The following is a 21,582-nucleotide window of genomic DNA, read 5'->3' as shown; positions in this document are numbered from 1 at the left end:
GGCCTCAGCCGGCGACCAGCTCGCCGGCCAGGGCCTTGTCGATCAGGTCCAGGGTGCGCTCGACGCCGAAGATGGCCACGAAGGAGCCGAAGCGCGGCCCCTGGCTCTGGCCCAGCAGGACTTCGTACAGGGCGGTGAACCAGGCCCGCAGGGGCTCAAAGCCTCCGGCCTTGCCGGCCTCGAACACCTCGTTCTGGATCGCTTCGGCGTCGGCGCCTGTGGGCAGGGCCCGCAGGCGGGCGGCCAGGTCCTCGATCGCGGCGCGTTCCTGGTCGGTGGGGGCGCGGAAGGTCTTCGAGGGCTTCACGAAGTCCTCGTAGTAGTTGATCGCATAGCCCGCCAGGCGGTCGAGCAGCGGGTGGTCGGAGGGCGTCGCGCCGGGGATGTAGCGGCTGATGAAGCCCCAGAGGATCTCCTTGGTCGAGGCGTTGGCCGCCGAGACCAGGTTCAGCATCAGAGCAAACGAGATCGCCGCCCCCTCGGCCGGGGGGGCGCCGCGGTGGACGTGCCAGACTGGGTTGTCGATCTGCGGCTCGTTGGCGCCCTCGGCCTTCTTGCGATTGAAGGATTCCAGCTGCTGCAGGTACTCGTCGGTCGCCTTGGGGGCCACGTCGAAGTGCAGCCGCTTGGCCGACTTGGGCGACTGGAACATGTAGTAGGCCAGGCTCTCGGGCGTGGCGTAGCGCAGCCACTCTTCCATCGAGAAGCCGTTGCCCTTGGTCTTGGAAATCTTCTGGCCGCCCTCGTCGAGGAAGAGCTCGTAGTTGAAGCCCTCGGGCGGGGTTCCGCCCAGCACCTTGCAGACCTGGCTGGAGACCTTGACCGAGTCGATCAGGTCCTTGCCGGCCATCTCGTAGTCGACGCCGAGCGCGACCCAGCGCAGGGCCCAGTCGGGCTTCCACTGCATTTTCACATGGCCGCCAGTGACCGGGACCTCAATCCGCTCGCCGTCCTCGTCGGCGAAGACGATGGTCCCGCGGTCCAAATGGCGCTCCAGGGTCGGGACCTGCAGCACCTTGCCGGTCTTGGGGCTCACCGGCAGGAAGGGGGAATAGGTGGCGCGGCGCTCCTCGCCCAGCGTCGGCAGCATGATCTTCTGGATGGCGTCGAAGCGCTCCAGGGCGACCAGCAGGGTCGCGTCGAACCGGCCCGAGCGATAGGCCTCCGTCGACGACATGAATTCGTAGTCGAAGCCGAACCCATCGAGGAAGGCGCGCAGGCGGGCGTTGTTGTGGGCCGCGAAGCTCTCATGGGTCCCGAACGGGTCGCGGACCACGCTGAGCGACTTTTCCAGGTCCTCCTGCAGCATCTCCTGGTTGGGCAGGCCCGGCGGGACCTTGCGCATCCCGTCCATGTCGTCGGAGAAGGCGATCAGCCGGGTGGGGATGGCGTCGTCGGTCAGCGCCCGGAAGGCGGTGCGCACCATGGTGGTCCGCGCCACCTCGCCGAAGGTGCCCACATGGGGCAGGCCCGACGGGCCATAGCCGGTCTCGAAGATGACCGACCGCTGCAGGGGCTCCAGCGCAGCCACGGCCTCGTCGGCCTTCCCGGCATTGATGAGCGTAACGGCCAGATCCCGCTCGGCGTCGGACAGCCGCAGGCGCAGGATCCGCGCCAGCAGGGCGCGCGCCTGTTCGAACGGCCAGCTCTTGGCCCCTTGGGCCGAATGTGAAAGTCCCTGAAGCATGCCGCAGGCGGTAGCGCGCATGACCGCCTGCCTCAAGCGGCATTCCTCCCCATGGCCTGCGCGCACCGCGAAAAAAGACGCGACACAAAGCACACAAAGGGCCGCGAAGGACACAAGGCGAGGGAGCGGGGCGCCCTTCGTGTCCTTTGCAATCCTTCGTGCTCTTCGTGTGACCCCCTTAACGGCGCCTGCGGCGCGGAAGAAAGCGGCCCTTAGCCCTCCGTGGGCATCTGGAAGTGGCCGCGGATGGCGGCGACGGGCTTGGCGCGGGCCTCCTGCCAGGCCTCGACGTGGACCGATGAGATCCGGCGGCCGGCCTTCTTGATCTGCGCCCGGGCATAGGTGTCCATGGCGCGGCCGGGCCGCAGATAGTCGATGGTGACGTCGATGGTCTTGGCGGGCCGCGGCCCGCCGGTGATCACCGCCAGTTGGGCGAGCGCCGTCATCTCCATGAAGGCGCCGAGCACGCCGCCATGCAGGGCCGGCAGCAGGGTGTTGCCGATCAGGTGCGGCGAAAACGGCAGGATGGCGGTCATCTCGTCCCCGGCCAGCTCGGCCCGCATGCCGAGGAAAGCGATATAGGGGGTGCGCGCCAGGAAGGCGGCCAGCCGCTCGGCCGGGGTGGTGTCGGAGCTCATGCGCCGCCTCCGATCAGGGCGAAGGCCGCCTGGGCGGTGGCCACCGGATCGTCGGGGTCGCCGTCATGGGCCAGCGCCCGGACGAAGGCGATGGTGCGGGTCAGCTTGTAGCAATGGCCATCGGCGATCAGATCGGCCTGGGGTCTGGCCGGCCGCATATAGTCGATGCGCAGGTCCAGCGTGCCCTGGGGGACGGCGTCAGCCGCCCGGATCGACAGGCCGCACACATGGTCGAGCAGGGTGGTGACGACGCCGGAGGCGATGACCCCGGTCTCGGGGTCCCCCACCAGGTCGGCGCGCCAGGGAACCCGGATGGCGCCGCGGGCTTCACTGATGGAGACGAACTGGAAGCCCAGCGCCTCTGTCTGGGGCGTGCGGGTGACCATGTGCCGGGCCGCCTCCTCATTGAGGCTCCCGGTCATGGCGGCGATGAAATCGGGCGGCTTGACCATCCCTGAGGGCCTAGCGGCTTGCCCTCGGGGCGGTCAACGAAAACGGCGCCGCCCGAGCGTCTTAGAACAGCGGCAGGGTGTTGCTGTAGGCGGCGATGGCGATGGCCAGGACAGGGGTGGCGGCCAGAGCGATGTTGGCGAAGGCAAGGAGGTTGGAGCGGATCATGGCGGGTCTCTTCAGGTTTGTGTGGGTGGAGCGCGTCGGCCGCGTTCCGATGACCCGTGTATAGTTTCTCGCTCTTCGGAATACTCGTTAAGTCTTGGTCATGAGCTCGATTTCACAATGTGAATACTGTGTAATGAAGTGGACGTTTCGTAATCTGGCGGCGCGGCGCCGGGCGCACCATCTGGAGAGGCGATGATCAGACCGCAGGACCTGCTCTGTCCCCGCCCTGAGGGGCTCTATTGCGCGCCCGGCGATTTCTATATCGACCCGGTCCGGCCGGTGGCGCGCGCGGTGGTGACCCACGGCCATGCCGACCACGCCCGCGCCGGCCACGGCGCCGTGCTGGCCACGCCGGAAACCCTGGCCATCATGGGCGAGCGCTATGGCGCGGATTTCGCCGGCGCCCGCCAGGCCGCCCCCTATGGGGAGACGGTCGCCCGGGACGATGTGGCGGTGACCCTGGTCCCGGCCGGTCACGTGCTGGGCTCGGCCCAGGCGGTGGTCCGCTGGAAGGGTCTGACCATGGTGGTGTCCGGCGACTACAAGCGCAGGCGCGACCCCACCTGCCAGGCCTTCGAGCCGGTCCCCTGCGACGTCTTCATCACCGAGGCGACCTTCGGCCTGCCGGTCTTCCGCCACCCCGACGACGCCGGCGAGATCGCCCGGCTGCTGCGCTCAGTGGCCCAGTTTCCCGAGCGGACCCACATGGTCGGCGCCTATGCCCTCGGCAAGGCCCAGCGGGTGATCCGCCTGCTGCGCGAGGGCGGCTGGGACAAGCCGATCTATGTCCACGGCGCCTTGGAGCGCCTGAACCGCCTCTATGAGGACCACGGGGTGGACCTTGGCCCCCTGCTGCCCGCCACCACCGACAAGAAGCAGGACTTCGCCGGCGCCATCGTGGTCGGCCCGCCCTCGGCCCTGGCGGACCGCTGGGGGCGCCGGTTCAATGACCCGGTCCTGGCCTTCGCCTCAGGCTGGATGCGGGTCCGCGCCCGGGCGCGCCAGCGGGGCGTCGAACTGCCGCTGATCATCTCCGACCATGCCGACTGGGACGAACTGACCGCCACGGTGGACGAGATCCGCCCTGGCGAACTGTGGATCACCCATGGCCGCGAGGAAGCCCTGGCCCGCTGGGCTGAACTGCAGGGCATTCCGGCCCGGGCGCTGGCCCTGGTCGGCTATGAGGAAGAGGACGAGGCGTGAGGCGGCCGGGCTCAGATGCAGGGGGGCAGGGTCAGCAGGCTGTCGTTCCACTGGCCCCGGGCATAGGCCCGCAGGTACTTGCCGCTCGGGCCATTGAGCACATTGATCTCGGACCGCTCGCCTCCGACCTGGAGGTAGAAGGTGTCGCGGCCCCCCTCGATGGCGGCGATCACCTCGGCCTTGCTGCGCTTCCAGCCATTGCCGCCCAGATGGGTGATCCCCTCGTGGGGGTTCTTGCGGGGCTGTCTCGTGATGCAGGTCACGCGGGCGTCGGCCATGGTCAGGGGCTCACGGTCTTGGGCGGCTGTCGTCTCCGCTATAGCCGAACCGCTGCGGCGCGCCAGCCGGGGGCAGGCCTCTGATGCGCGCCTTCGCCGACCTGCTCGACCGCCTGTCGCTGACCGCCTCGCGCAACGCCAAGCTGACCCTGGTGCGGGACTATCTGGCCACGACCCCGGATCCCGACCGGGGCTGGGCGCTGGCGGCGCTGACCGGCGACCTCTCCTTTTCCGCCGCCAAGCCGGCCTTCATCCGCAAGGCGGTGGAAGAGCGGATGGACGCCATCCTGTTCCGCTGGTCCTACGACTATGTGGGGGACCTGGCCGAGACCGTCGCGCTCGTCTGGCCCACCCGCCCTGGCGCCAATCGCGAGCCGGAGCTGTCGGAGGTGGTGGATGCGCTCGCTGGCGCGACGAGGCCTGAGGTCCAGCGGCTGATCGAGGGCTGGCTCGACGCGCTGACCGACCCCACCGCCCGCTGGGCGCTGCTCAAGCTGATGACCGGCGGCCTGCGCGTCGGCGTCTCCTCGCGCCTGGCCAAACAGGCCTGCGCCGACCTGGGCGGGGTGGCGATCGCCGAGGTGGAAGAGGTCTGGCACGCCCTGCACGCGCCCTATGAGGACCTGTTCGCCTGGCTGGAAGGCCACGGTGAGCGGCCCTCGCCCAATGCGCCCGGCCGTTTCCGGCCGGTGATGCTGGCCCAGGCCATCGACGAGGCGGTGGACTTCGCCAGGCTCGATCCGGCGACCTACGTCGCGGAGTGGAAGTGGGACGGCATTCGCATCCAGGCCGTCAGCGAGGCCGGCGTGAAACGGCTCTACAGCCGCACCGGCGACGACATCTCCGGCGTCTTCCCCGACGTGGTCGAGGCGCTGGACTTCGAGGGCGCCCTGGACGGCGAGCTGCTGGTGCGCCGGGACGGCGTGGTCGCCCCCTTCGGGGACCTGCAGCAGCGGCTGAACCGCAAGAGCGTCGACGCCAAGATGCTGCGGACCTATCCGGCCGCCATCCGCGCCTATGACGTCCTGGCGCTCGAGGGCGAGGACCTGCGGACCCTGGCCTTCACCGAGCGGCGGGCGCGGCTGGAGGCCTTGGTGGGCAGGCTTAATGATCCGCGGATCGACCTCTCGCCCCTGCAGCCCTTCGAGAGCTGGAGCGAACTGGCCGCTCTGCGGGCCGAGCCACCGGAAGGCGACGCCCAGATCGCCGAGGGGCTGATGCTCAAGCACCTGACCTCGATCTATGAGGCTGGCCGGCCCAAGGGTCCCTGGTTCAAGTGGAAGCGCGACCCGTTCCTGATCGATGCGGTGCTGATGTACGCCCAGCGCGGCCACGGCAAGCGCTCCAGCTTCTATTCCGACTACACCTTCGGGGTGTGGACGATCGCGCCTGGGGGCGAGCGCGTCCTGACTCCGGTGGGCAAGGCCTATTTCGGCTTCACCGACGCCGAGCTGAAAGAGATCGACAAGTTCGTCCGCGACAACACCATCGAGCGCTTCGGCCCGGTCCGCTCGGTCCGCGCCGAGGCCCACAAGGGGCTGGTCTTCGAGGTCGCTTTCGAAGGCCTGCAACGCTCCACCCGCCACAAGTCCGGCGTGGCCATGCGGTTTCCCCGCATCAGCCGTCTGCGCTGGGACAAGCCGCCTGGCGAGGCCGACGAGCTGTCCACCCTGGAGCGGATGCTGGACCAGATGGAGCAGCGGTAGGGGCGGGCGCCTTGCGTCCTTCGAGGCTCGCTTCGCTCGCACCTCAGGATGAGGGAGGTGGGTATTGGCTGAAGCGCATCATTCCGTCCTCATCCTGAGGCGCCCGAAGGGCCTCGAAGGACGAGGACGGTCGCACGGCCTCACTCACGGAAGCCGGCCCTGGGCCTTCAGGAAGGCGCGCAGGTCGCCGCCTTCGAACAGCAGACCCTCGACCCCGGCGCGGGCGGCGGCCTCCATGTCGCCGGCCTTGTCGCCGATCATGAAGGAGGCGGCGCGATCCACCGGCCAGTCGGCCATGGCCCGCAGCAGCATGCCGGGATTGGGCTTGCGATCGGGGGGATCGGGGTGGCGATAGGCCTCGACCACCGCCTCGGGGTGGTGGGGGCAGTGGTAGAAGGCGTCGATCCGCAGGCCGTCGGCCGCCAGGTCTTCGGCCATGGCCGCGTGCAGGGCGTGCATGTCGGCCTCGGTATAGTAGCCCCGGCCGACGCCGGACTGGTTCGTGACCACAAAGACCCACCAGCCGGCCCGGTTGAAGGCGCCGATCACCGACCTGGCGCCCGGAATCCAGGCGAAGTCCGCCCAGCGCGACACATAGCCGTGGTCCACATTCAGCACCCCGTCGCGGTCCAGAAAAAGGGCGGGCCGGATCGGTTTCTGGGCGGTGGCGGACATAGGCGTCTCTCGGGAGTCCTGTGGGGGCCGTGGCGGAGCTTGCGGTTGTTTCACAAGCGGGCGGCGGCGGTCTATGGTCGCGATTGAAACGATCTGGAGTCCGTTCCCTTGTCCGAGCCCAAGTCCGAGCCCAAGTCCCCGTCCGCGTCGGCGACCGCCGCCCCCGTCCTGGCGATCGATGATCTGAAGGTCACCTTCGACACCCATGACGGCCCGGTCCAGGCGGTGCGCGGGGTGAGCCTGACGGTCGCCCGCGGCGAGACCCTGGGCGTGGTGGGCGAGAGCGGGTCGGGCAAGAGCCAGACCTTCATGACGGTCATGGGCCTGCTGGCCCAGAACGGTCGGGCCACCGGCTCGGTCCGCTTCCAGGGGGAGGAGATTCTGGGGCTGAAGCCCCGGGCGCTCAACCGCCTGCGCGGCTCGAAGATGACCATGATTTTCCCGGACCCGCTGACGGCCCTCACTCCCCATGTGCGGATCGGCGAACAGATCGCCGAGCCGCTGCGGCTGCACCTGGGCCTGTCGGCCAGCGACGCCATGGCGAGGGCGCGCCAGTGGCTGGACCATGTGCGCATCCCCGACGCCGCGCGACGCCTGCGCCAGTATCCGCACGAGCTTTCGGGCGGCATGCGCCAGCGGGTGATGGTGGCCGCGGCCATGGCCGGCGGTCCCGAACTGCTGATCGCCGACGAGCCGACCACGGCGCTGGACGTCACGGTCCAGGCCGAGATCCTCGACCTGATGGCCGAGCTCGGCCGCGAGACCGGCACGGCCATGGTGCTGATCACCCACGACATGGGGGTGATCGCCCGTCTCGCCGACCGGGTCTGCGTGATGAAGGACGGCGCCTATGTGGAGGAGGGGCCGGTGCGCGAGCTCTTTTCCTCGCCCAAGGTCCAGTATACCCGCGACCTGCTGGACGCGATCCCGCGGCTGGACCGCGCCGACCGCGGCGGCAGGCCCATGGTGACGCCGGTGGCGGTCGACGCCCCGGTGATCGTCGAGGCCCGGGACGTCAAGGTCTGGTTCCCCATGCGCCAGGGCTTCCTGGGGGGCATGCGCCAGCTGCGCGCCGTGGACGGCGTCTCCTTCGATGTCCGCCAGGGCGAGACCCTGGGGGTGGTGGGTGAGAGCGGCTGCGGCAAGTCCACCCTGTCGCGCGCCGTGCTGAATCTGGTCAAGCCCACCGACGGGGTCGTCACCCTGATGGGCCGCGACATCACCCACGCCCAGAAGGCGGAGATGCGGGCGGCCCGCAAGGACCTGCAGATCGTCTTCCAGGACCCGCTGGCCAGCCTCGACCCGCGCATGACCATCGGCGACTCCATCGCCGAACCCCTGAAAATCTTCGCCCCCCAGCTCGACCGGGACGCCCGGGACGCCGAGGTGGCCGGCATGATGGCCCGGGCCGGCCTCTCGCCCGAGCTGATCAACCGCTATCCGCACGAACTGTCCGGCGGCCAGAACCAGCGGGTGGGCATCGCCCGGGCGATGATCCTCAAACCCAAGCTGGTGATCTGCGACGAGGCGGTCTCGGCCCTGGACGTCTCGATCCGCGCTCAGATCATCGACCTGCTCATCGACCTGCAGAAGGAGATGGGCCTGGCGATGATCTTCATCAGCCACGACCTGGCGGTGGTCCGCGAGATCAGCCACCGGGTGATGGTGCTGTTCCTGGGCCGGGTGATGGAGATGGCCGACCGGGACAAGCTCTATGCCGATCCGCAGCACCCCTATACCCGCGCCCTGCTTTCGGCCGCCCCGATCCCCGACCCCGAGCGGGAGCGCAACCGTCAGCGGCTGAAACTGACCGGCGAGCCGCCGAGCCCGATGGATCCGGCCGCAGCTCTGCGGTTCCTGCCCTCGCGGGTCAGCGTCGATCCCCTGGCGCCCATCTATGTGCCCCGGCTGAGCGAGGTGGCGCCGGGCCATCTGGTCTCCGAATTCGACGTCGACTGGGAAAACCGCGGGGCGGCCTAGGCAGGGCCGTTTCGGCAACCCGGCGGAAACCCTTCTCCGCGTAGGGTGGCTTCAGCGCAACCCTGTCGAGTATCCCGCTCCATGTCCGCCCTGCAGATTGAGGTCGTCCGCCCCCAGGACCTGACGCCTGCGCGACTGGCGCGCTGGACGCAGCTGCAGGCCCAGCAGGACATCACCCATGACAGCCCCTTCCTGTCGCCTCACTGGGCGCGGGCGGTGGAGCGGGCCCAGGCCCGCGCGACGGGCGGGGCCCGGGGCGTGCGCGTCGCGGTGGTCACTGACGGCGATCAGGACCTGGGCTTCATGGCCGTTCATGTGGGCGGCGCCACCGCCCTGCCGGTGGGCGCGCCGCTCTGCGACTATCAGGGCCTTGTGGCCGCGCCCGGGATCGAGATCGGCGCCCGCGAGATCGTTTCGGCCCTGGGGGTGCAGAGGCTCGACTTCTGCCACATGCTCGACGGGACGGGCCCGTTCCAGGGCTTCTCCCACGGTGAGTCCCTCTCCCAGGTGGTCGATATCGGCGGAAGCTATGACACCTACGCCGCTGAACGCCGGGCCGCCGGGGTGGGTCTGCTGAAAGACTGCGACAAGAAGCGCCGCAAGGCCGAGCGCGAGCTGGGCGAGGTGGTGTTCACCCCCTTTAGCCGGTCCTCCAGCGACTATGACCAGCTGATCGCCTGGAAGCGGGCCCAGCTCAAGGCCACCGGCCAGTTTGACATCTTCCAGCCCGGCTGGACCCGGCGGCTGATCTCCGACCTGTTTGAGAGCCGCGATCCGGATTTTGGCGGGGCGCTGTTCTCCCTGCACATCGGCGGCAAGCTGGCGGCGGTTCACCTGCATCTGCGCGGCGCTCGAACCATGCATGGCTGGCTGATCGCCCACGACCCGCACTTTGACCGCTTCTCTCCGGGTCTGCTGCTCTTCCAGGACATTCTGCGCTGGATGGAGACCACCCCGTATCATCGCCTCGACCTTGGCGCCGGCGACTACCGGTTCAAGCGGGAACTGGCCAACACCCAGGTGAGCGTCGGTCATGGGTTCGTCGGCGTGCTTTCGCCGGCCACCCTGCTGCGCCAAGCCGCCTACAGCCTGCGACGGGCCGCAGAATCCCTTCCCCTCGGGGGCGTGTCCGAACTGCCCGGCAAGGCCATGCGCAGGGTCGACCGCCTCCGCGGCCTCCGCTCGGCCTGACATTGCGAAGGGGCCTCGCGACCGATAGGTTGCCGGCCTTTCCGCTGGTGTCCCCGGCGGCCTCCCCGGACCTCCGATCCTTATGACGCTTTCCATCGACGACATCCGCGCCGCAGCCGACCGGCTGAACGGCCATATCGAGCGCACCCCGTGCCGCCTGTCGAGAACGCTGTCAGAGATTACCGGGGCCGAGGTGTGGGTGAAGTTCGAGAACCTGCAGTTCACCGCCGCCTATAAGGAGCGTGGGGCGCTCAACAAGCTGCTCCAGCTCACCGACGCGGAGAAGAAGCGGGGCGTGATCGCGGCCTCAGCCGGCAATCACAGCCAGGGGCTGGCCTATCATGCGGCGCGCCTGGGCATCCCGGTGACCATCGTCATGCCCCGCTCCACCCCCTTCGTGAAGGTGCAGCAGACGAGGGCCTTTGGCGCCGAGGTGGTGCTGGAGGGAGAGGGCTATGACGAGGCCTCGGGCAAGGCCAAGCAGATCTGTGAAGAGCGCGATCTGGTCTTCGTCCACCCGTTCAACGACCTGGACGTGATGGCCGGCCAGGGCACGGTGGCGCTGGAGATGCTGGAGGACGTGCCCGACCTGGACGTCCTGCCCATCCCCATCGGCGGCGGCGGGTTGATCGCCGGCTGCGCCACGGCGGCCAAGCATCTGAAACCTGGCATCCAGGTCGTCGGTCTGGAGCCGGCCATGTACCCCTCCTTCACCGCCCGCATGCGCGGGGTGAACGGGCCGAGCGGGACCGGCGGGGCGACCATCGCCGAGGGCATCGCCGTCAAGCAGGTGGGGGATGTCAGCTATGGCGTCGCTCGGCCGCTGATCGACGAGGTGCTGCTGGTCGAGGAGCCCTTCTTCGAGCGCGCCGTGGCTCTCTACTGCAATGTGGAGAAGACCGTGGCCGAGGGCGCCGGTGCCGCAGCCCTGGCGGGCCTGCTGGCCTATCCCGAACGATTCCGGGGCAAGAAGGCGGGCCTGATCATCACCGGCGGCAACATCGACACCCGTCTGCTGGCCTCGGTGCTGACCCGGGAGCTGGTGCGTGAGCAGCGCCTGGTCTCCCTGCGGATCATCGGCGATGACCGGCCGGGCCTGCTGGGCAATGTCTCGGCGATCATCGGCCAGATGGGCGCCAATATCGTCGAGGTGGCCCATAACCGACTGGCCCTGGACGTGCCGGCCAAGGGGGCGGAGTTCGACATCATGATCGAGACCCGCGACGCCAAGCACACCCAGGAAATCATGGACGCCCTGCGCGAGCGGGGCTATCCGCCCCGCGCCGTCTGATCTTAAACCCGCCGAGGATGCCTCTGATGCGCGTTCCCCTTCTCGCCCTGGCCACGGCCCTGGCCCTGGCCGCCTGTTCGCCTCAAGGGTCCGGCGGGGCGCCGGAGGCCAAGGCCTTCATGGAACAGAACGCCAAACGCGACGGGGTCGAGACCCTGGAGTCCGGCGTGCAGTACGAGATCGTCCGTTCGGGCCCTGCCGATGGCCTGAAACCGACCAAGGCGGACGAGGTCAAGGTCCACTATGAGGGCAAGCTGGCCGATGGGGAGGTGTTTGACTCCTCCTATCAACGGGGCGTCCCGGCGGCCATGCCGCTGGCCGGCCTGATCCCGGCCTGGCTGGAGGTTCTGCCCCTGATGCGACCTGGCGACGAATGGATCATCACCGTGCCGCCGGAAATGGGCTATGGCGAGCGGGGCCAGGGTCCGATCCCGCCCAACAGCGTGCTGATCTTCCGCATTGAGCTGATCGACGTCCTGCCAGGTCCCGGTCGCATCCAGCGCGGTTGAGGCGTCGGTTCAGAGCGCAGCCTCCAGAATCCCGTAGAGACGACTGACATCGATAGGCTTGCTGACATGGCTGTCCATGCCGGCCGCCAGAAGCTCATCCACCTGGTGGGCCATGGCGTCGGCTGACAGGCCGATGATCGGTGTCCGCCGCCGGCTCTGAGCCCGTTCCCGGGCGCGGATCTCCCGGGTCGCGGCGAGGCCGTCCATCACCGGCATCCGCACATCCATCAGCACCAGGTCCCAGTCGCCTGACTCCCAGGCCGCCAGGGCCGCAGCGCCGTCGCCGACCACGACCGGCTCGATCCCCAAGGGCGCCAGCAGGGCCCGCAACACCACCTGGTTGATGTTGTTGTCCTCGGCCGCCAGCACGCGAAGCCGGCCCAGTTCGCCACCCCTCGCGGCGGGCGCCAGATCGACGGCGGGCGGGGTGTCCCCCAGTCGAGGCAGAGGCAGGAGAACCGTGAAGACAGAGCCGGTCCCTGGGGCGCTCGCCACGCTGAGGGTCCCGCCCATCAGGGCGCAGAGTTCGCGAGAGATGGCCAGGCCCAGGCCGGTGCCCCCGTGTCGCCGGGTGGTGGAGGCGTCCAGCTGGGCGAAGCGGGCGAACAGGCGGCCCTGCTGCGCCTCGTCCATGCCGGGGCCGGTATCGGCCACCCAGAGGCGCACCCCCTCGGAGTCCGCCTCGGCGCCCAGGGTGATCTGGCCCTGGTCGGTGAACTTCACGGCGTTGGCCACCAGGTTGTAGATCACCTGCCGCAGCCGGGTTGGATCGCCCTCGAAGACGCCGCAGGCCGACGGGGCGATGTCGGTCTTCAACGCCAGACCCTTGTCGGTGGCCAGGGTGACAAAGGCCGAGCGGGTCGAGCCCAACAGCGCGGCGAGGTCGAAGGCGATGGCCTCCACCTCCATCTGGCCGGCTTCGATCTTCGAAAGATCGAGCACATTGTTGAGCAGGGCGGTCAGGGCCTCGCCGGACTGGCGGATGACGCCCAGGCGTTCGCGCTGGGGTTGGGTCAGTTCGTCGCGGGCCATGATGTGCGCCATGCCCAGCACCCCGTGCAGGGGGGTGCGAATCTCGTGGCTCAAGGTGGCCAGAAAGGTGCTCTTGGCGGCGTTGGCCCGCTCGGCGGCCCGTTCGCCGGCCCGGGCGCGGTCCAGGGCGTCAGCGAGGGCGCCCTCTATGGCCTCCCGGTGAAGGGCGGCCTCCAGCACATAGGCGAACATGGCGCCGATGGCGGCGGCGGCGACAACCATCGCCAGCCAGGACGCCGCATGGGGGCTTAGCATCAGGCCGGCTAAGGCGATCAGGCCGATGGCGCCCAGGGCGCCGCCGCTGATCAGCCGGGAGGCGGGCAGCTCGGCGGCGCCGCTGAGGGCGACCGCGCCGATCATGGCCATGGCCGCGACCGCGGCGGTGGGGTCGCCTGTCATCAGCAGGGCCAGCGGCATGGCCCCGTAGCCTAGGGTCTCAATCACGGTGAAGGCTGCGAGCCCCCGTTCGGCGCGAGCCCCCGGCGCAGGAGCGGCCAGCAGGCGGCGACAGAAGATCTGGTTGAGCAGTTGGAGGGCCAGATTGGCCGCAAGCCAGATGGCGGAGAAGCTCGGCGGCAACCAGAGCAGGCTGCCTATGGCCGCCAGGAAGGTCAGGGGCAGGATCACCCGAGCGTCGCGCTTGCGAAATCTCGCCACATCGACCCATCGGGGAGCCGGAGGAGACTCAGTGCTCATGACAGTGATCCTGGATTGCGTCCCGACCGGTCGCCCGCAGGACGCGAGTCATATTGGTGAACGGCTCTTAACGCTGTGTGAAAAGCGTCCCTCTGGCGGCGACGCGATGGCGGTCGCCCACGGAAAAGGCGCCCGATCTGGGTAAAACACCGACAGCCGATGACGGCTGGAGCCGGCAGGCCCGCAGGTCTAGGCTTGCCCCATGTCATCCTCCCAGACCCTCACGCCCCGGGCGCTCGAACTCCTCGACCGCCTGGTGGCCTTCGACACCACCTCACGACTGTCCAACCTGGCCCTGATCGAATGGGTCGAGGCCTATCTCGACGGCCACGGGGTCGGGCATCGGCGGGTCCCCAACGCTGAAGGGACCAAGAGCAACCTGATCGCCACCATCGGCCCGGACATTCCGGGCGGCGTGGTGCTGTCGGGTCATACCGATGTGGTGCCGGTGGACGGCCAGCCCTGGACCTCTGATCCGTTTCGGGTGACGCCTCGGGATGGCCGCCTCTATGGCCGTGGCACCTGCGACATGAAGGGCTTCCTGGCCCTGTCCCTGGCCGCCGTCCCCGACATCCTGGCCGCCCAGCCGAAGAAGCCGGTCCACCTGGCCTTCTCCTATGACGAGGAGGTGGGCTGCATCGGCGCCCCGGACATGATCCGGATCATCGCCAGCGAACTGCCGCGGCCGGCCCTGGTGGTGGTCGGGGAGCCCACCAACATGGAGGCGGTTAGCGGCCACAAGGGCATCAACACCTTCCGGGTGACCGTGCGCGGACATGAGGCCCACTCCAGCCAGACCCAGCTGGGCGCCTCGGCCAACATGGTGGCGATCCGGCTGATGGGCATGCTGTGCGACCTCGCCGAGCAGCTGGAGCGCGATGCCGACCCGACCTCGCCGTTTACGCCCAAACACGCGACGCTCACGGTCGGCCAGGTGAACGGCGGCACGGCGGTGAACATCCTGGCCCGGGAGTGTGTCTTCCTGTTCGACCTGCGCAGCCCGCCGGGCCTGGACCCCCAGGCGGTGCTGGCGCCCTTCTTCGCGGCCTGCGAGGCCGCTGACGCTGCCCTCAAGGCCCGCTTCCCCGACACCGGGGTCGAGGTGGTCCAGCGCTCGCACACCCCGCCCTTAGCGCCAGAGACCGATGGCGTCGCCGAGGCCTTCGCCCGTCGGCTGGCTGGCGACAACGGTCCGGCCCGGGTGGTCGCCTTCGCCGCCGAGGCCGGCCAGTTCCAGGAGGCGGGCTTCTCCACCGTCATCTGCGGTCCCGGCTCCATCGATCAGGCCCACCAGCCCGACGAATTCGTCGAGGTCTCTCAGATGGAGCGGGGCGGGGCCTTCATGGCGCGCCTCGTCGACTGGGCCGCAGCGGGCGAATGACCGCCCGGCGGCCGGAAAGGTCCTTCGGGTCCCAGGTCATGGCCTGGGCGATCTGAAGCGCTGAGACCCGGCGCTGGGCCTGGGTCCGTCGCCGACTGCTCCAGATCGGGCCGAGCCCCGCCAGGGCGGCCTTGAACCCCCGCCAGGTCACCGCCAGCAGGGGGCGGTTCTGCGGCCGCAGGCTGACCACCGCAAAGGCGAGCAGGTGCAGGGGCAGGATCACTGGCAGCAGCAGGGCCGGGGTGTTCTTGACCAGCACCCAGAAACGGTTGCGCACGCCATGGAAGACGGCGAACTCCGACTTCGGTCCACCGGACGAGGCCGAGCCCTCATGGGCGATTACGGCGGAGGGGACCAGCAGGGTGGGCTCGTCGGCCAGCTGCAGACGGTAGCCGAAGTCCACATCCTCACAGTAGCAGAAGAAGCTCTCGTCCAGACCGCCGAGGCTCAGGAACAGGGCGCGCTCCACCATCATCGCCGCCCCGCAGGGGGAAAACACCTCGCCCTCAGGGGTGTCGCCCGGGTCAGGGGACAGATAGCCCCCGCGATAGGGAATGGCCGGCGCCGACATGACGTCGCCCAAGCCGTCCAGCACGCCGGGGTCCTGGGCCATGACCTGGCGGGAGGTGAAGGACAACACCCGGGGATGACGCCGGCTGGCCTCGACCAGTTGGGCCAGCCAGTCGCGATCGGGATAGGCGTCGGGATTGAGCAGCGCCAACCAGCGGCCGCGGGCCGCCCGCGCCCCCAGATTGACACCGCCGGCGAAGCCCAGATTGTCCCCGGCCTCAATGATGCGGGCGCCAGGAAAAGCCTGCGCCGCAGGCGCCGCCTCCTGCTGGGGAGAGGCGTTGTCGACGATGATCAACTCGAAATCAGCAAAGGTCTGGGCGGCCAGGGCCGCCACGCAGCGCCCCAGGGTCGCGCCACTGTTATAGGCGACGATGACGACGCTCAGCGCAGGGGGCGCCTTGTCTTCGCCGAAAGGCTCGTTCATGCGAAGGCGCGCTCCAACATCGACACATAGAGTTTCATGACCGCCATCACCCCACTCGCCCTGCCCGAGGTTCTGCTTATCACGCCCAAGCGCCATGGCGATGCACGGGGCTGGTTCGCCGAGACCTGGAGCCGAAGGACCCTGGGCGCGGCCGGTCTGACCTGTGACTTCGTCCAGGACAACCAGGCCTTCAACGCCAGGAAGGGCACGGTGCGGGGCCTCCATTTCCAGACCGCCCCCCACGCCCAGGCCAAGCTGGTGCGGGTCCTGCGGGGCGCCATCTATGACGTGGCGCTTGATGTGCGCCCGGGCTCGCCGACCTTCGGCCAGTGGGTGGGGGCCGAACTTACCGCAGAGGGCGGCGAGCAGCTGCTGGTCCCCCGGGGCTTCGCCCACGGTTACTGCACGCTCACCGACGACTGCGAGCTATTCTACAAGGTGGACGGCCTCTACGCTCCGGACTGCGAGGGCGGCGTGATCTGGAACGACCCGGACCTGGGGATCGACTGGCCGGTGACGGCCGACGCGGCCATCACCTCGGACAAGGACAAGCTCCTGCCCCGCCTGAAGGACATGCCGGAGGCCCGCTTCTGATGAGCGAACCGCAGAACGAACTGCTGGAAATCCTCAACCTCGAGCAGATCGAGCTCGATCTTTATCGCGGCCTGACCCCGGCCCGGCAGGGCCAGCGCATCTATGGGGGCCAGGTGGTGGCCCAGGCCCTGACCGCGGCCTATCGCACCATCGAAGACCGGCTGTGCCACTCCATGCACGCCTATTTCATCCGGCCCGGCGACCCGTCCATTCCGATCCTGTTTCAGGTGGACCGGGCCCGGGACGGCGGCTCCTTCTCGGTGCGCCGGGTGACCGCCATTCAGAACGGCAAGCAGATCTTCAACCTGGCCGCTTCCTTCCAGGTCCCGGAGGACGGCTTCGAACACCAGGATCAGCTGCCCGTCGTGCCGGCGCCGGAGGACCTGCTGAACGAGGAGCAGCTGCGCGAGGCCGATGGGATCCCACCCCGGGACCGGGACTGGCCCGTGGAGGTCCGCCCCATCGATCCGCAACGCCGTGACCAGACCGAGCCCATGGCCCCGCTCTACAATGTCTGGTTCAAGGCCCGCCAATCGGTGGGAACCGATGTGGCGGTCAATCAGTGCGCGCTCGCCTATGGCTCGGATATGAGCCTCCTGGATGCGAGCCTGCGGCCCCATCCGGTCCCCCACGGCCACCTGCAGGTAGCCAGCCTCGACCACGCCCTGTGGTTTCATCGCGCGAGCGACTTCTCCGACTGGCACCTCTATGTGCAGGACAGCCCCTCAGCCTGGGGCGGGCGGGGGTTCAACCGGGGCTCGATCTTTGATCGCCAGGGCCGTCTGGTGGCCTCGGCGACGCAGGAGGCGCTGATCCGCCATCGCCCGCCGGGCTGATCCGTGACAGTCTTTCGCGACACCGGCGGCGAAGCCGGGAGCCAAGCGGGAGGACGCTCATGAACGACCGGGTGAAGGTGGAGATCAAGGACGGCGTCGCCGACGTGCGCATGGTCCGCACCGACAAGATGAACGCCCTGGACGACGCCATGTTCTCGGCCCTGATCGAGACCGGCGAGGCGTTGAAGACCACCAAGGGCGTCCGCGCCGTCGTGCTGTCGGGGGAGGGGCGCGCCTTCTGCGCCGGCCTCGACATGGGCTCCTTCGCCGCCATGGCTTCGGGGGAGCGGCGCCCCAACACCGCCGATGGCCAGTCCCTTCTGACGCCGCAACGCACGCCCGGCGGCTCCAACCGCGCCCAGCATGCGGTCATGGTCTGGCGCGAACAGCCGGTTCCAGTGATCGCCGCCATCCATGGGGTGGCTTTCGGGGGCGGCTTCCAATTGGCGCTGGCCCCGGACATGCGGTTCGTGACCCCCGACGCCCGCATGGCGGTGATGGAGATCAAGTGGGGCCTGGTGCCCGACATGGGTGGCCTTGTGCTGATGCGCCATCTGGCCCGGGGCGACGTGATCCGAGAGCTGACCTATTCGGGCCGCATCTTCGACGGCGAGGAGGCCCATCGGCTGGGCTTCGCCACCCGGGTCTGCGCCGATCCCTTGACCGAGGCGCTCGCCTTCGCCGCCGACATCGCCGGCAAGAGCCCCCACGCCATCCGCGGCGCCAAGCGGCTGATCGAACTGGCCGAGACACCGGCCAGCCAGCACGACATCCTGCTGGCCGAGAGCGCCGAGCAGGGCGCGGTGATCGGCTCGGCGAACCAGAAAGAGGCGGTGATGTCGAACATGGAGAAGCGCGCGGCGGTCTACGTCGACTGAGTCGCGCTCATTGCGGCCGTCCTCGTCCTTCGAGGCCCTTCGGGCGCCTCAGGATGAGGACGGACTGAGGCGCTTCACCCTCCACCCACCTCCCTCATCCTGAGGTGCGAGCGAGAGCGAGCCTCGAAGGACGCACGGCCTCGCCACCTCCAGGTGTCAGGCGGGCGTCTGCTCCCACTCGGCCCGCACCGCCTCATCCACCTCCGACGGCAGGGCTAGCGCCCGCTCGCCCGCAAAGGCGTCGGGCGGCAAGAGTTGCGAGAGCGCCCAGATCGCGGCCCCCCTGACGACGGGGGCCGCATCGATAAGCCGCTCACGCACCACCTCGACCATTCCGGGGTCGCCGCTGTTGCCGAGGGCGTAGAGGACGTTGCGCACGAAGCGGTCGCGGCCCAGGCGCTTGACCGCGCTCTGGGTGAACAGGGCGCGGAAGGCGGCGTCATCCAGGGCGGCCAGGTCTTGCAGGCGCGGGGCCTTCAGCGCCTCGCGGGCCTGCAGCTTCGCCTCCCGGGCGCCCTGGGCGAACTTGTTCCAGGGGCAGACCGCGAGGCAGTCGTCGCAGCCATAGATCCGGTTGCCCAGCGCCTGGCGGAATTCTACGGGGATGGGGCCAGACAGTTCGATGGTCAGGTAGGAGATGCAGCGCCGCGCATCGAGCTGGTAGGGGGCCGGGAAGGCGTCGGTGGGGCACACATCCTGACAGGCCCGGCAGGAGCCGCAGGCGTCGTCGCCGGGGGGATCGGGCGCAAGCTCCAGGGAGGTGAGCACCGAGCCGATGAATAGCCAGGAGCCGAACTGGCGGGAGACGAGGTTGGTGTGCTTGCCCTGCCAGCCGAGGCCCGAGGCTTCGGCCAAGGGCTTTTCCAGCAGGGGGGCGGTGTCGACGAACACCTTCACCTCGGCGCCGAAGGTCTGGGCCATCCAGCTCGCCAGCTGCTTCAGCCGTTTCTTGATCAGGTCGTGATAGTCCGACCCCTGCGCATAGACCGATATGGCTCCGCGATCAGGGTGGTCGAGGACGGCGCGGGGATCATGTTCCGGACCGTAATTGACCCCCAGCATCACCGCCGAGCGGGCGCCCGCCCACATGGCCTGGGGGTGAGACCGGCGCTCGAGGGTCGTTTCCAGCCAGGCCATTTCCCCGTGCCGGCCCTCGGCCACGAATTCGGCCAGCCGCTCACCGGCGCTCCAGGGCTGGTCGGCCCGGGCCAGGCGGCAGTCGTCGAAGCCCAGTGTCAGGGCTTGTCGGCGGATCAGGTCTTCAGGGGTTTCAGAAATCGAGATCGTCATAATGGGCCGCGGGCGCGAGCCCCGGCCAGCGATCGGCGAGCAGCGGCCTAAAGCAGGGCCGGGACTTCACCGTCATGTACCACGTCTTGACCACCGCGAAGTCGCGCCAGGGCACATCACCGAAATAGTCGATCACCGACAGGTGCGCCGCCCCGGCGAAATCGGCCAGGCTGAGGCGCCGCCCCGCCAGCCAGTCCCGCTCGGCCAGCAGGCTGGCCAGATAGGTCATGTGGATCCGGAGGGCCTCGCGGCCCCGGCGCAGGGCGGCCAGGTCCGGCGCCCCCATGCGCAGAAGACGCTTTTCCATCTTCTCATGCAGCAGGAAGGAGCCGACCTCGTAGTCGAACTTGCGGTCGAACCATTGCAGCAGCCGGCGGGCCTCGGCCCGATCGACGGCTTCGCGGCCCAGCAGGGCGGGCTCGGGGTGGCGTTCTTCCAGGTAGTCGAGGATGGCGCGGCTCTCGCACAGCACTAGCCGACCCTCAGGTCCCTCTTCCACCAGCACAGGGGTCAGACCTGACGGGTTGAGCGCCGACAGGTCGTCAGGCTGTTCCCAATAGCGGACGACCACGTCCTCGAACGCCAGGCGCTTTTCGCCCAGGGCCAGTCGGACCTGTCGCGAGGCTGGGTCGAGCGGGAAGTGGTAAAGGGTGCGTTGGACGCTCATGCCGGCATTTCGCCGCGAATGCGGACAGTTTGATCAGGGCTCGATAAACCCCGCGGGGGCTTAAGACCGCGTTTACGAAGGCCGAGGCCGGCCCCCTTTTGGGTATTTCCACAGCTTCAGGTCGCGGCCGGCTCGGCGAAGGCGCCCCCATGGGGCTCGGCTCGGCCCCGGGGGTCGGCGTGGATCAGAATATCGGCCGCGGGGAAGTGTTTCAGCAGCCGGTTTTCGGCCTCGACGATCACCTGGTGGGCGGCGTCCAGGGTCAGGTCCGGATCCAGGTCAGCATGCATCTGGATGTGGACATAGGGACCCGAGGCGCGGGTGCGCAGTTGGTGGATATCGGTCAGGCGCGGGTCCTGGGTCATCAGCCGCACGATGAGCGCCCGCTGATCTTCAGGCAGTTCATGGTCCATCAGCTGGTGGGCGGCTTCGCGGAACACGCCGATGGCGGCCCAGACCAGAATGGCCGCGACGATCAGGCCCGCCGCCCCATCGAGGCTGACAAAACCCGCCATCGTCGCGCCGGCCACGCCCAGCAGGGCGGCGAGGTTGGAGGCCAAGTCTGAAAAGTAGTGGGCGCGATCTCCGGAGACCGCCACCGACTTCGTCTGACGCAACACCCGGGTCTGGGCGGTCACCAGCAGGCCGGTGAGCGCGATGGAGGCGGCCATGACGGCCATGGCCCAGCCGCCGTGACTGATCGGCTGAGGGTCAAGCAGGCTGGCGATGGCCTCCCGGCCCACCAGCGCGGCCGACGCGAAGACCAGGCCCGCCTGCATCAGGCTGGCGAAGGCCTCGGCCTTGCCGTGGCCGAACCGGTGCTCGGCGTCCGGCGGCGCCACGGCGTAGCGGACCGCAAAGAAGGTGATCAGGGAGGCGATCAGGTCGAGCCCCGAATCGGCCAGGGAGGCCAGCACCGCCACCGAGCCGCTGGCCAGCCAGGCGGCGGTCTTGAGACCCACCAGCAGCAGAGCCACCGCCACCGACAGCAGGGTGATCCTTCGGGTCAGGGCGGCGGCCTGGGTGGTGGTCAGGGCCGAGGCGGGCGGCGGATCGAGGGGCGTCATGATGCCTCGATCCTAAACCTTCACTGAACGCGGCCACAGGAGGATTTTTCGCGCCCCGCTGTCCGGTGATCAGGCCGCCCGGCGCGGTTCAGGCCCCACATAGACCGACTGTGGCCGCACCAGCCGGCCGCCGGCCAACTGCTCGCGGGCGTGGGCCAGCCAGCCGGCCACCCGGCCCATCGCAAAGACGCAGGTGAAGGCGCTGGGAGGGAAGCCCAGGGCCTCCAGGAGCAGGGCGGTGTAGAACTCCACATTGGTGTCCAGGGGCCGGTCGGGCTTGTGGGTCTTGAGGATGTCGAGGGCGGCGGCCTCCACGGCCTCGGCGAAGGCCACCCGGCCGCGGCCCCCGTCGCCGCTCGCCGCCAGGG

The 21,582-nt window shown here is 69.1% G+C and carries 21 protein-coding genes; 10 read left to right on the top strand and 11 right to left on the bottom strand.

Translation table 11 applies throughout. The annotated features are described in order from the left end of the window. Positions 1-4: 4 nt before the first annotated feature. From Q7V15_RS00800 to Q7V15_RS00790, 3 genes are all read right to left on the bottom strand, one after another. Positions 5-1,687 (bottom strand): lysine--tRNA ligase, encoded by a 1,683-nt coding sequence (locus Q7V15_RS00800; protein ID WP_304753031.1) that lies wholly within the window; start codon positions 1,685-1,687, stop codon positions 5-7. Between the two features lie 212 nt (positions 1,688-1,899). After that, the gene (locus tag Q7V15_RS00795) at positions 1,900-2,325 is read right to left on the bottom strand and encodes a PaaI family thioesterase (RefSeq protein ID WP_304752963.1); all 426 of its coding nucleotides are present in this window, start codon (positions 2,323-2,325) and stop codon (positions 1,900-1,902) included. Continuing rightward, a complete protein-coding gene (locus tag Q7V15_RS00790; protein WP_304752961.1) occupies positions 2,322-2,777 on the bottom strand; it encodes a PaaI family thioesterase in 456 nt (151 codons plus the stop codon). The genes Q7V15_RS00795 and Q7V15_RS00790 overlap by 4 nt, the downstream gene beginning before the upstream one ends. A gap of 358 nt (positions 2,778-3,135) precedes the next feature. Between Q7V15_RS00790 and Q7V15_RS00785 the strand changes: the two genes are divergently transcribed. After that, positions 3,136-4,146: a ligase-associated DNA damage response exonuclease gene (locus Q7V15_RS00785; RefSeq protein WP_304752958.1), complete on the top strand. Its 1,011-nt coding sequence runs from the start codon at positions 3,136-3,138 to the stop codon at positions 4,144-4,146. Positions 4,147-4,157: 11 nt separating this feature from the next. Here Q7V15_RS00785 and Q7V15_RS00780 read toward each other — a convergent pair whose 3' ends face one another. Continuing rightward, positions 4,158-4,424 carry a DUF3892 domain-containing protein gene (locus Q7V15_RS00780; protein WP_304752955.1) on the bottom strand — a complete coding sequence of 89 codons (267 nt, stop codon included), beginning with the start codon at positions 4,422-4,424 and terminating at the stop codon, positions 4,158-4,160. Between the two features lie 83 nt (positions 4,425-4,507). Between Q7V15_RS00780 and Q7V15_RS00775 the strand changes: the two genes are divergently transcribed. After that, the gene (locus Q7V15_RS00775) at positions 4,508-6,130 is read left to right on the top strand and encodes a cisplatin damage response ATP-dependent DNA ligase (RefSeq protein ID WP_304752954.1); all 1,623 of its coding nucleotides are present in this window, start codon (positions 4,508-4,510) and stop codon (positions 6,128-6,130) included. A gap of 144 nt (positions 6,131-6,274) precedes the next feature. Here the strand turns inward: Q7V15_RS00775 and Q7V15_RS00770 are convergent, their stop codons facing one another. After that, positions 6,275-6,805 (bottom strand): HAD family hydrolase, encoded by a 531-nt coding sequence (locus Q7V15_RS00770; protein ID WP_304752951.1) that lies wholly within the window; start codon positions 6,803-6,805, stop codon positions 6,275-6,277. 108 nt (positions 6,806-6,913) lie between these two features. Here Q7V15_RS00770 and Q7V15_RS00765 point away from each other — a divergent pair, with 108 nt between their 5' ends. From Q7V15_RS00765 to Q7V15_RS00750, 4 genes are all read left to right on the top strand, one after another. Further along, positions 6,914-8,785 carry a dipeptide ABC transporter ATP-binding protein gene (locus Q7V15_RS00765; RefSeq protein ID WP_304752950.1) on the top strand — a complete coding sequence of 624 codons (1,872 nt, stop codon included), beginning with the start codon at positions 6,914-6,916 and terminating at the stop codon, positions 8,783-8,785. A gap of 81 nt (positions 8,786-8,866) precedes the next feature. Then, positions 8,867-9,976, top strand: coding sequence for a GNAT family N-acetyltransferase (locus Q7V15_RS00760; RefSeq protein WP_304752947.1), 1,110 nt, complete (start codon positions 8,867-8,869; stop codon positions 9,974-9,976). 82 nt (positions 9,977-10,058) lie between these two features. Continuing rightward, entirely contained in the window at positions 10,059-11,267 is a 1,209-nt protein-coding gene (locus Q7V15_RS00755) for a threonine ammonia-lyase (RefSeq protein WP_304752945.1), read from the top strand. A gap of 26 nt (positions 11,268-11,293) precedes the next feature. Beyond that, positions 11,294-11,776: an FKBP-type peptidyl-prolyl cis-trans isomerase gene (locus tag Q7V15_RS00750; RefSeq protein ID WP_304752942.1), complete on the top strand. Its 483-nt coding sequence runs from the start codon at positions 11,294-11,296 to the stop codon at positions 11,774-11,776. Between the two features lie 9 nt (positions 11,777-11,785). On the opposite strand, the gene Q7V15_RS00745 is transcribed toward Q7V15_RS00750, so the two are convergent. Next, positions 11,786-13,504, bottom strand: a complete 1,719-nt coding sequence (locus Q7V15_RS00745; RefSeq protein WP_304752939.1) for an ATP-binding protein — start codon at positions 13,502-13,504, stop codon at positions 11,786-11,788. Between the two features lie 202 nt (positions 13,505-13,706). On the opposite strand from Q7V15_RS00745, the gene argE reads away from it, so the two are divergent. Then, entirely contained in the window at positions 13,707-14,885 is a 1,179-nt protein-coding gene (gene argE, locus Q7V15_RS00740; protein ID WP_304752937.1) for an acetylornithine deacetylase, read from the top strand. On the opposite strand, the gene Q7V15_RS00735 is transcribed toward argE, so the two are convergent. After that, entirely contained in the window at positions 14,845-15,882 is a 1,038-nt protein-coding gene (locus Q7V15_RS00735; RefSeq protein WP_304752934.1) for a glycosyltransferase family 2 protein, read from the bottom strand. The genes argE and Q7V15_RS00735 overlap by 41 nt on opposite strands. Before the next feature lie 36 nt (positions 15,883-15,918). Between Q7V15_RS00735 and rfbC the strand changes: the two genes are divergently transcribed. From rfbC to Q7V15_RS00720, 3 genes are read left to right on the top strand one after another with little or no spacing between them, the layout of a single operon-like run. Further along, on the top strand, positions 15,919-16,476 hold the full coding sequence (gene rfbC, locus Q7V15_RS00730; RefSeq protein ID WP_304752932.1) for a dTDP-4-dehydrorhamnose 3,5-epimerase: 558 nt from the start codon (positions 15,919-15,921) through the stop codon (positions 16,474-16,476). Further along, complete coding sequence (locus Q7V15_RS00725) at positions 16,476-17,312, top strand: acyl-CoA thioesterase II (protein WP_304752930.1); 837 nt, start codon at positions 16,476-16,478, stop codon at positions 17,310-17,312. The genes rfbC and Q7V15_RS00725 overlap by 1 nt, the downstream gene beginning before the upstream one ends. Before the next feature lie 59 nt (positions 17,313-17,371). Next, a complete protein-coding gene (locus tag Q7V15_RS00720; protein ID WP_304752927.1) occupies positions 17,372-18,190 on the top strand; it encodes a crotonase/enoyl-CoA hydratase family protein in 819 nt (272 codons plus the stop codon). A gap of 156 nt (positions 18,191-18,346) precedes the next feature. Here the strand turns inward: Q7V15_RS00720 and queG are convergent, their stop codons facing one another. From queG to Q7V15_RS00700, 4 genes are all read right to left on the bottom strand, one after another. Beyond that, positions 18,347-19,480: a tRNA epoxyqueuosine(34) reductase QueG gene (gene queG, locus Q7V15_RS00715; protein ID WP_304752926.1), complete on the bottom strand. Its 1,134-nt coding sequence runs from the start codon at positions 19,478-19,480 to the stop codon at positions 18,347-18,349. After that, complete coding sequence (locus Q7V15_RS00710) at positions 19,461-20,147, bottom strand: glutathione S-transferase family protein (RefSeq protein WP_304752924.1); 687 nt, start codon at positions 20,145-20,147, stop codon at positions 19,461-19,463. The genes queG and Q7V15_RS00710 overlap by 20 nt, the downstream gene beginning before the upstream one ends. 116 nt (positions 20,148-20,263) lie before the next feature. After that, positions 20,264-21,214: a cation diffusion facilitator family transporter gene (locus Q7V15_RS00705; protein ID WP_304752921.1), complete on the bottom strand. Its 951-nt coding sequence runs from the start codon at positions 21,212-21,214 to the stop codon at positions 20,264-20,266. 69 nt (positions 21,215-21,283) lie between these two features. Continuing rightward, positions 21,284-21,582, bottom strand: a 299-nt coding sequence (locus Q7V15_RS00700; protein ID WP_304752919.1) for a citrate/2-methylcitrate synthase, incomplete at its 5' end; no start/stop codon positions are given.

Source organism: Phenylobacterium sp. (genome assembly GCF_030651755.1).
In the GTDB taxonomy this organism is placed as follows: Bacteria; Pseudomonadota; Alphaproteobacteria; order Caulobacterales; family Caulobacteraceae; genus Phenylobacterium.
The sequence above is the reverse complement of the archived record's forward strand: the minus strand, read 5'-3'. Positions and strand labels throughout refer to the sequence as shown.

What these genes read in the sequence shown, in the direction of transcription:
- Q7V15_RS00705 (WP_304752921.1), bottom strand. Translation starts at nt 21,214, where the DNA reads ATGACGCCCCTCGATCCGCCGCCCGCCTCGGCCCTGACCACCACCCAG.
- rfbC (WP_304752932.1), top strand. Translation starts at nt 15,919, where the DNA reads ATGACCGCCATCACCCCACTCGCCCTGCCCGAGGTTCTGCTTATCACG.
- queG (WP_304752926.1), bottom strand. Translation starts at nt 19,480, where the DNA reads ATGACGATCTCGATTTCTGAAACCCCTGAAGACCTGATCCGCCGACAA.
- argE (WP_304752937.1), top strand. Translation starts at nt 13,707, where the DNA reads ATGTCATCCTCCCAGACCCTCACGCCCCGGGCGCTCGAACTCCTCGAC.
- Q7V15_RS00790 (WP_304752961.1), bottom strand. Translation starts at nt 2,777, where the DNA reads ATGGTCAAGCCGCCCGATTTCATCGCCGCCATGACCGGGAGCCTCAAT.
- Q7V15_RS00760 (WP_304752947.1), top strand. Translation starts at nt 8,867, where the DNA reads ATGTCCGCCCTGCAGATTGAGGTCGTCCGCCCCCAGGACCTGACGCCT.
- Q7V15_RS00785 (WP_304752958.1), top strand. Translation starts at nt 3,136, where the DNA reads ATGATCAGACCGCAGGACCTGCTCTGTCCCCGCCCTGAGGGGCTCTAT.
- Q7V15_RS00750 (WP_304752942.1), top strand. Translation starts at nt 11,294, where the DNA reads ATGCGCGTTCCCCTTCTCGCCCTGGCCACGGCCCTGGCCCTGGCCGCC.
- Q7V15_RS00795 (WP_304752963.1), bottom strand. Translation starts at nt 2,325, where the DNA reads ATGAGCTCCGACACCACCCCGGCCGAGCGGCTGGCCGCCTTCCTGGCG.
- Q7V15_RS00735 (WP_304752934.1), bottom strand. Translation starts at nt 15,882, where the DNA reads ATGAACGAGCCTTTCGGCGAAGACAAGGCGCCCCCTGCGCTGAGCGTC.
- Q7V15_RS00710 (WP_304752924.1), bottom strand. Translation starts at nt 20,147, where the DNA reads ATGAGCGTCCAACGCACCCTTTACCACTTCCCGCTCGACCCAGCCTCG.
- Q7V15_RS00745 (WP_304752939.1), bottom strand. Translation starts at nt 13,504, where the DNA reads ATGAGCACTGAGTCTCCTCCGGCTCCCCGATGGGTCGATGTGGCGAGA.
- Q7V15_RS00720 (WP_304752927.1), top strand. Translation starts at nt 17,372, where the DNA reads ATGAACGACCGGGTGAAGGTGGAGATCAAGGACGGCGTCGCCGACGTG.
- Q7V15_RS00770 (WP_304752951.1), bottom strand. Translation starts at nt 6,805, where the DNA reads ATGTCCGCCACCGCCCAGAAACCGATCCGGCCCGCCCTTTTTCTGGAC.
- Q7V15_RS00775 (WP_304752954.1), top strand. Translation starts at nt 4,508, where the DNA reads ATGCGCGCCTTCGCCGACCTGCTCGACCGCCTGTCGCTGACCGCCTCG.
- Q7V15_RS00780 (WP_304752955.1), bottom strand. Translation starts at nt 4,424, where the DNA reads ATGGCCGACGCCCGCGTGACCTGCATCACGAGACAGCCCCGCAAGAAC.
- Q7V15_RS00755 (WP_304752945.1), top strand. Translation starts at nt 10,059, where the DNA reads ATGACGCTTTCCATCGACGACATCCGCGCCGCAGCCGACCGGCTGAAC.
- Q7V15_RS00800 (WP_304753031.1), bottom strand. Translation starts at nt 1,687, where the DNA reads ATGCTTCAGGGACTTTCACATTCGGCCCAAGGGGCCAAGAGCTGGCCG.
- Q7V15_RS00725 (WP_304752930.1), top strand. Translation starts at nt 16,476, where the DNA reads ATGAGCGAACCGCAGAACGAACTGCTGGAAATCCTCAACCTCGAGCAG.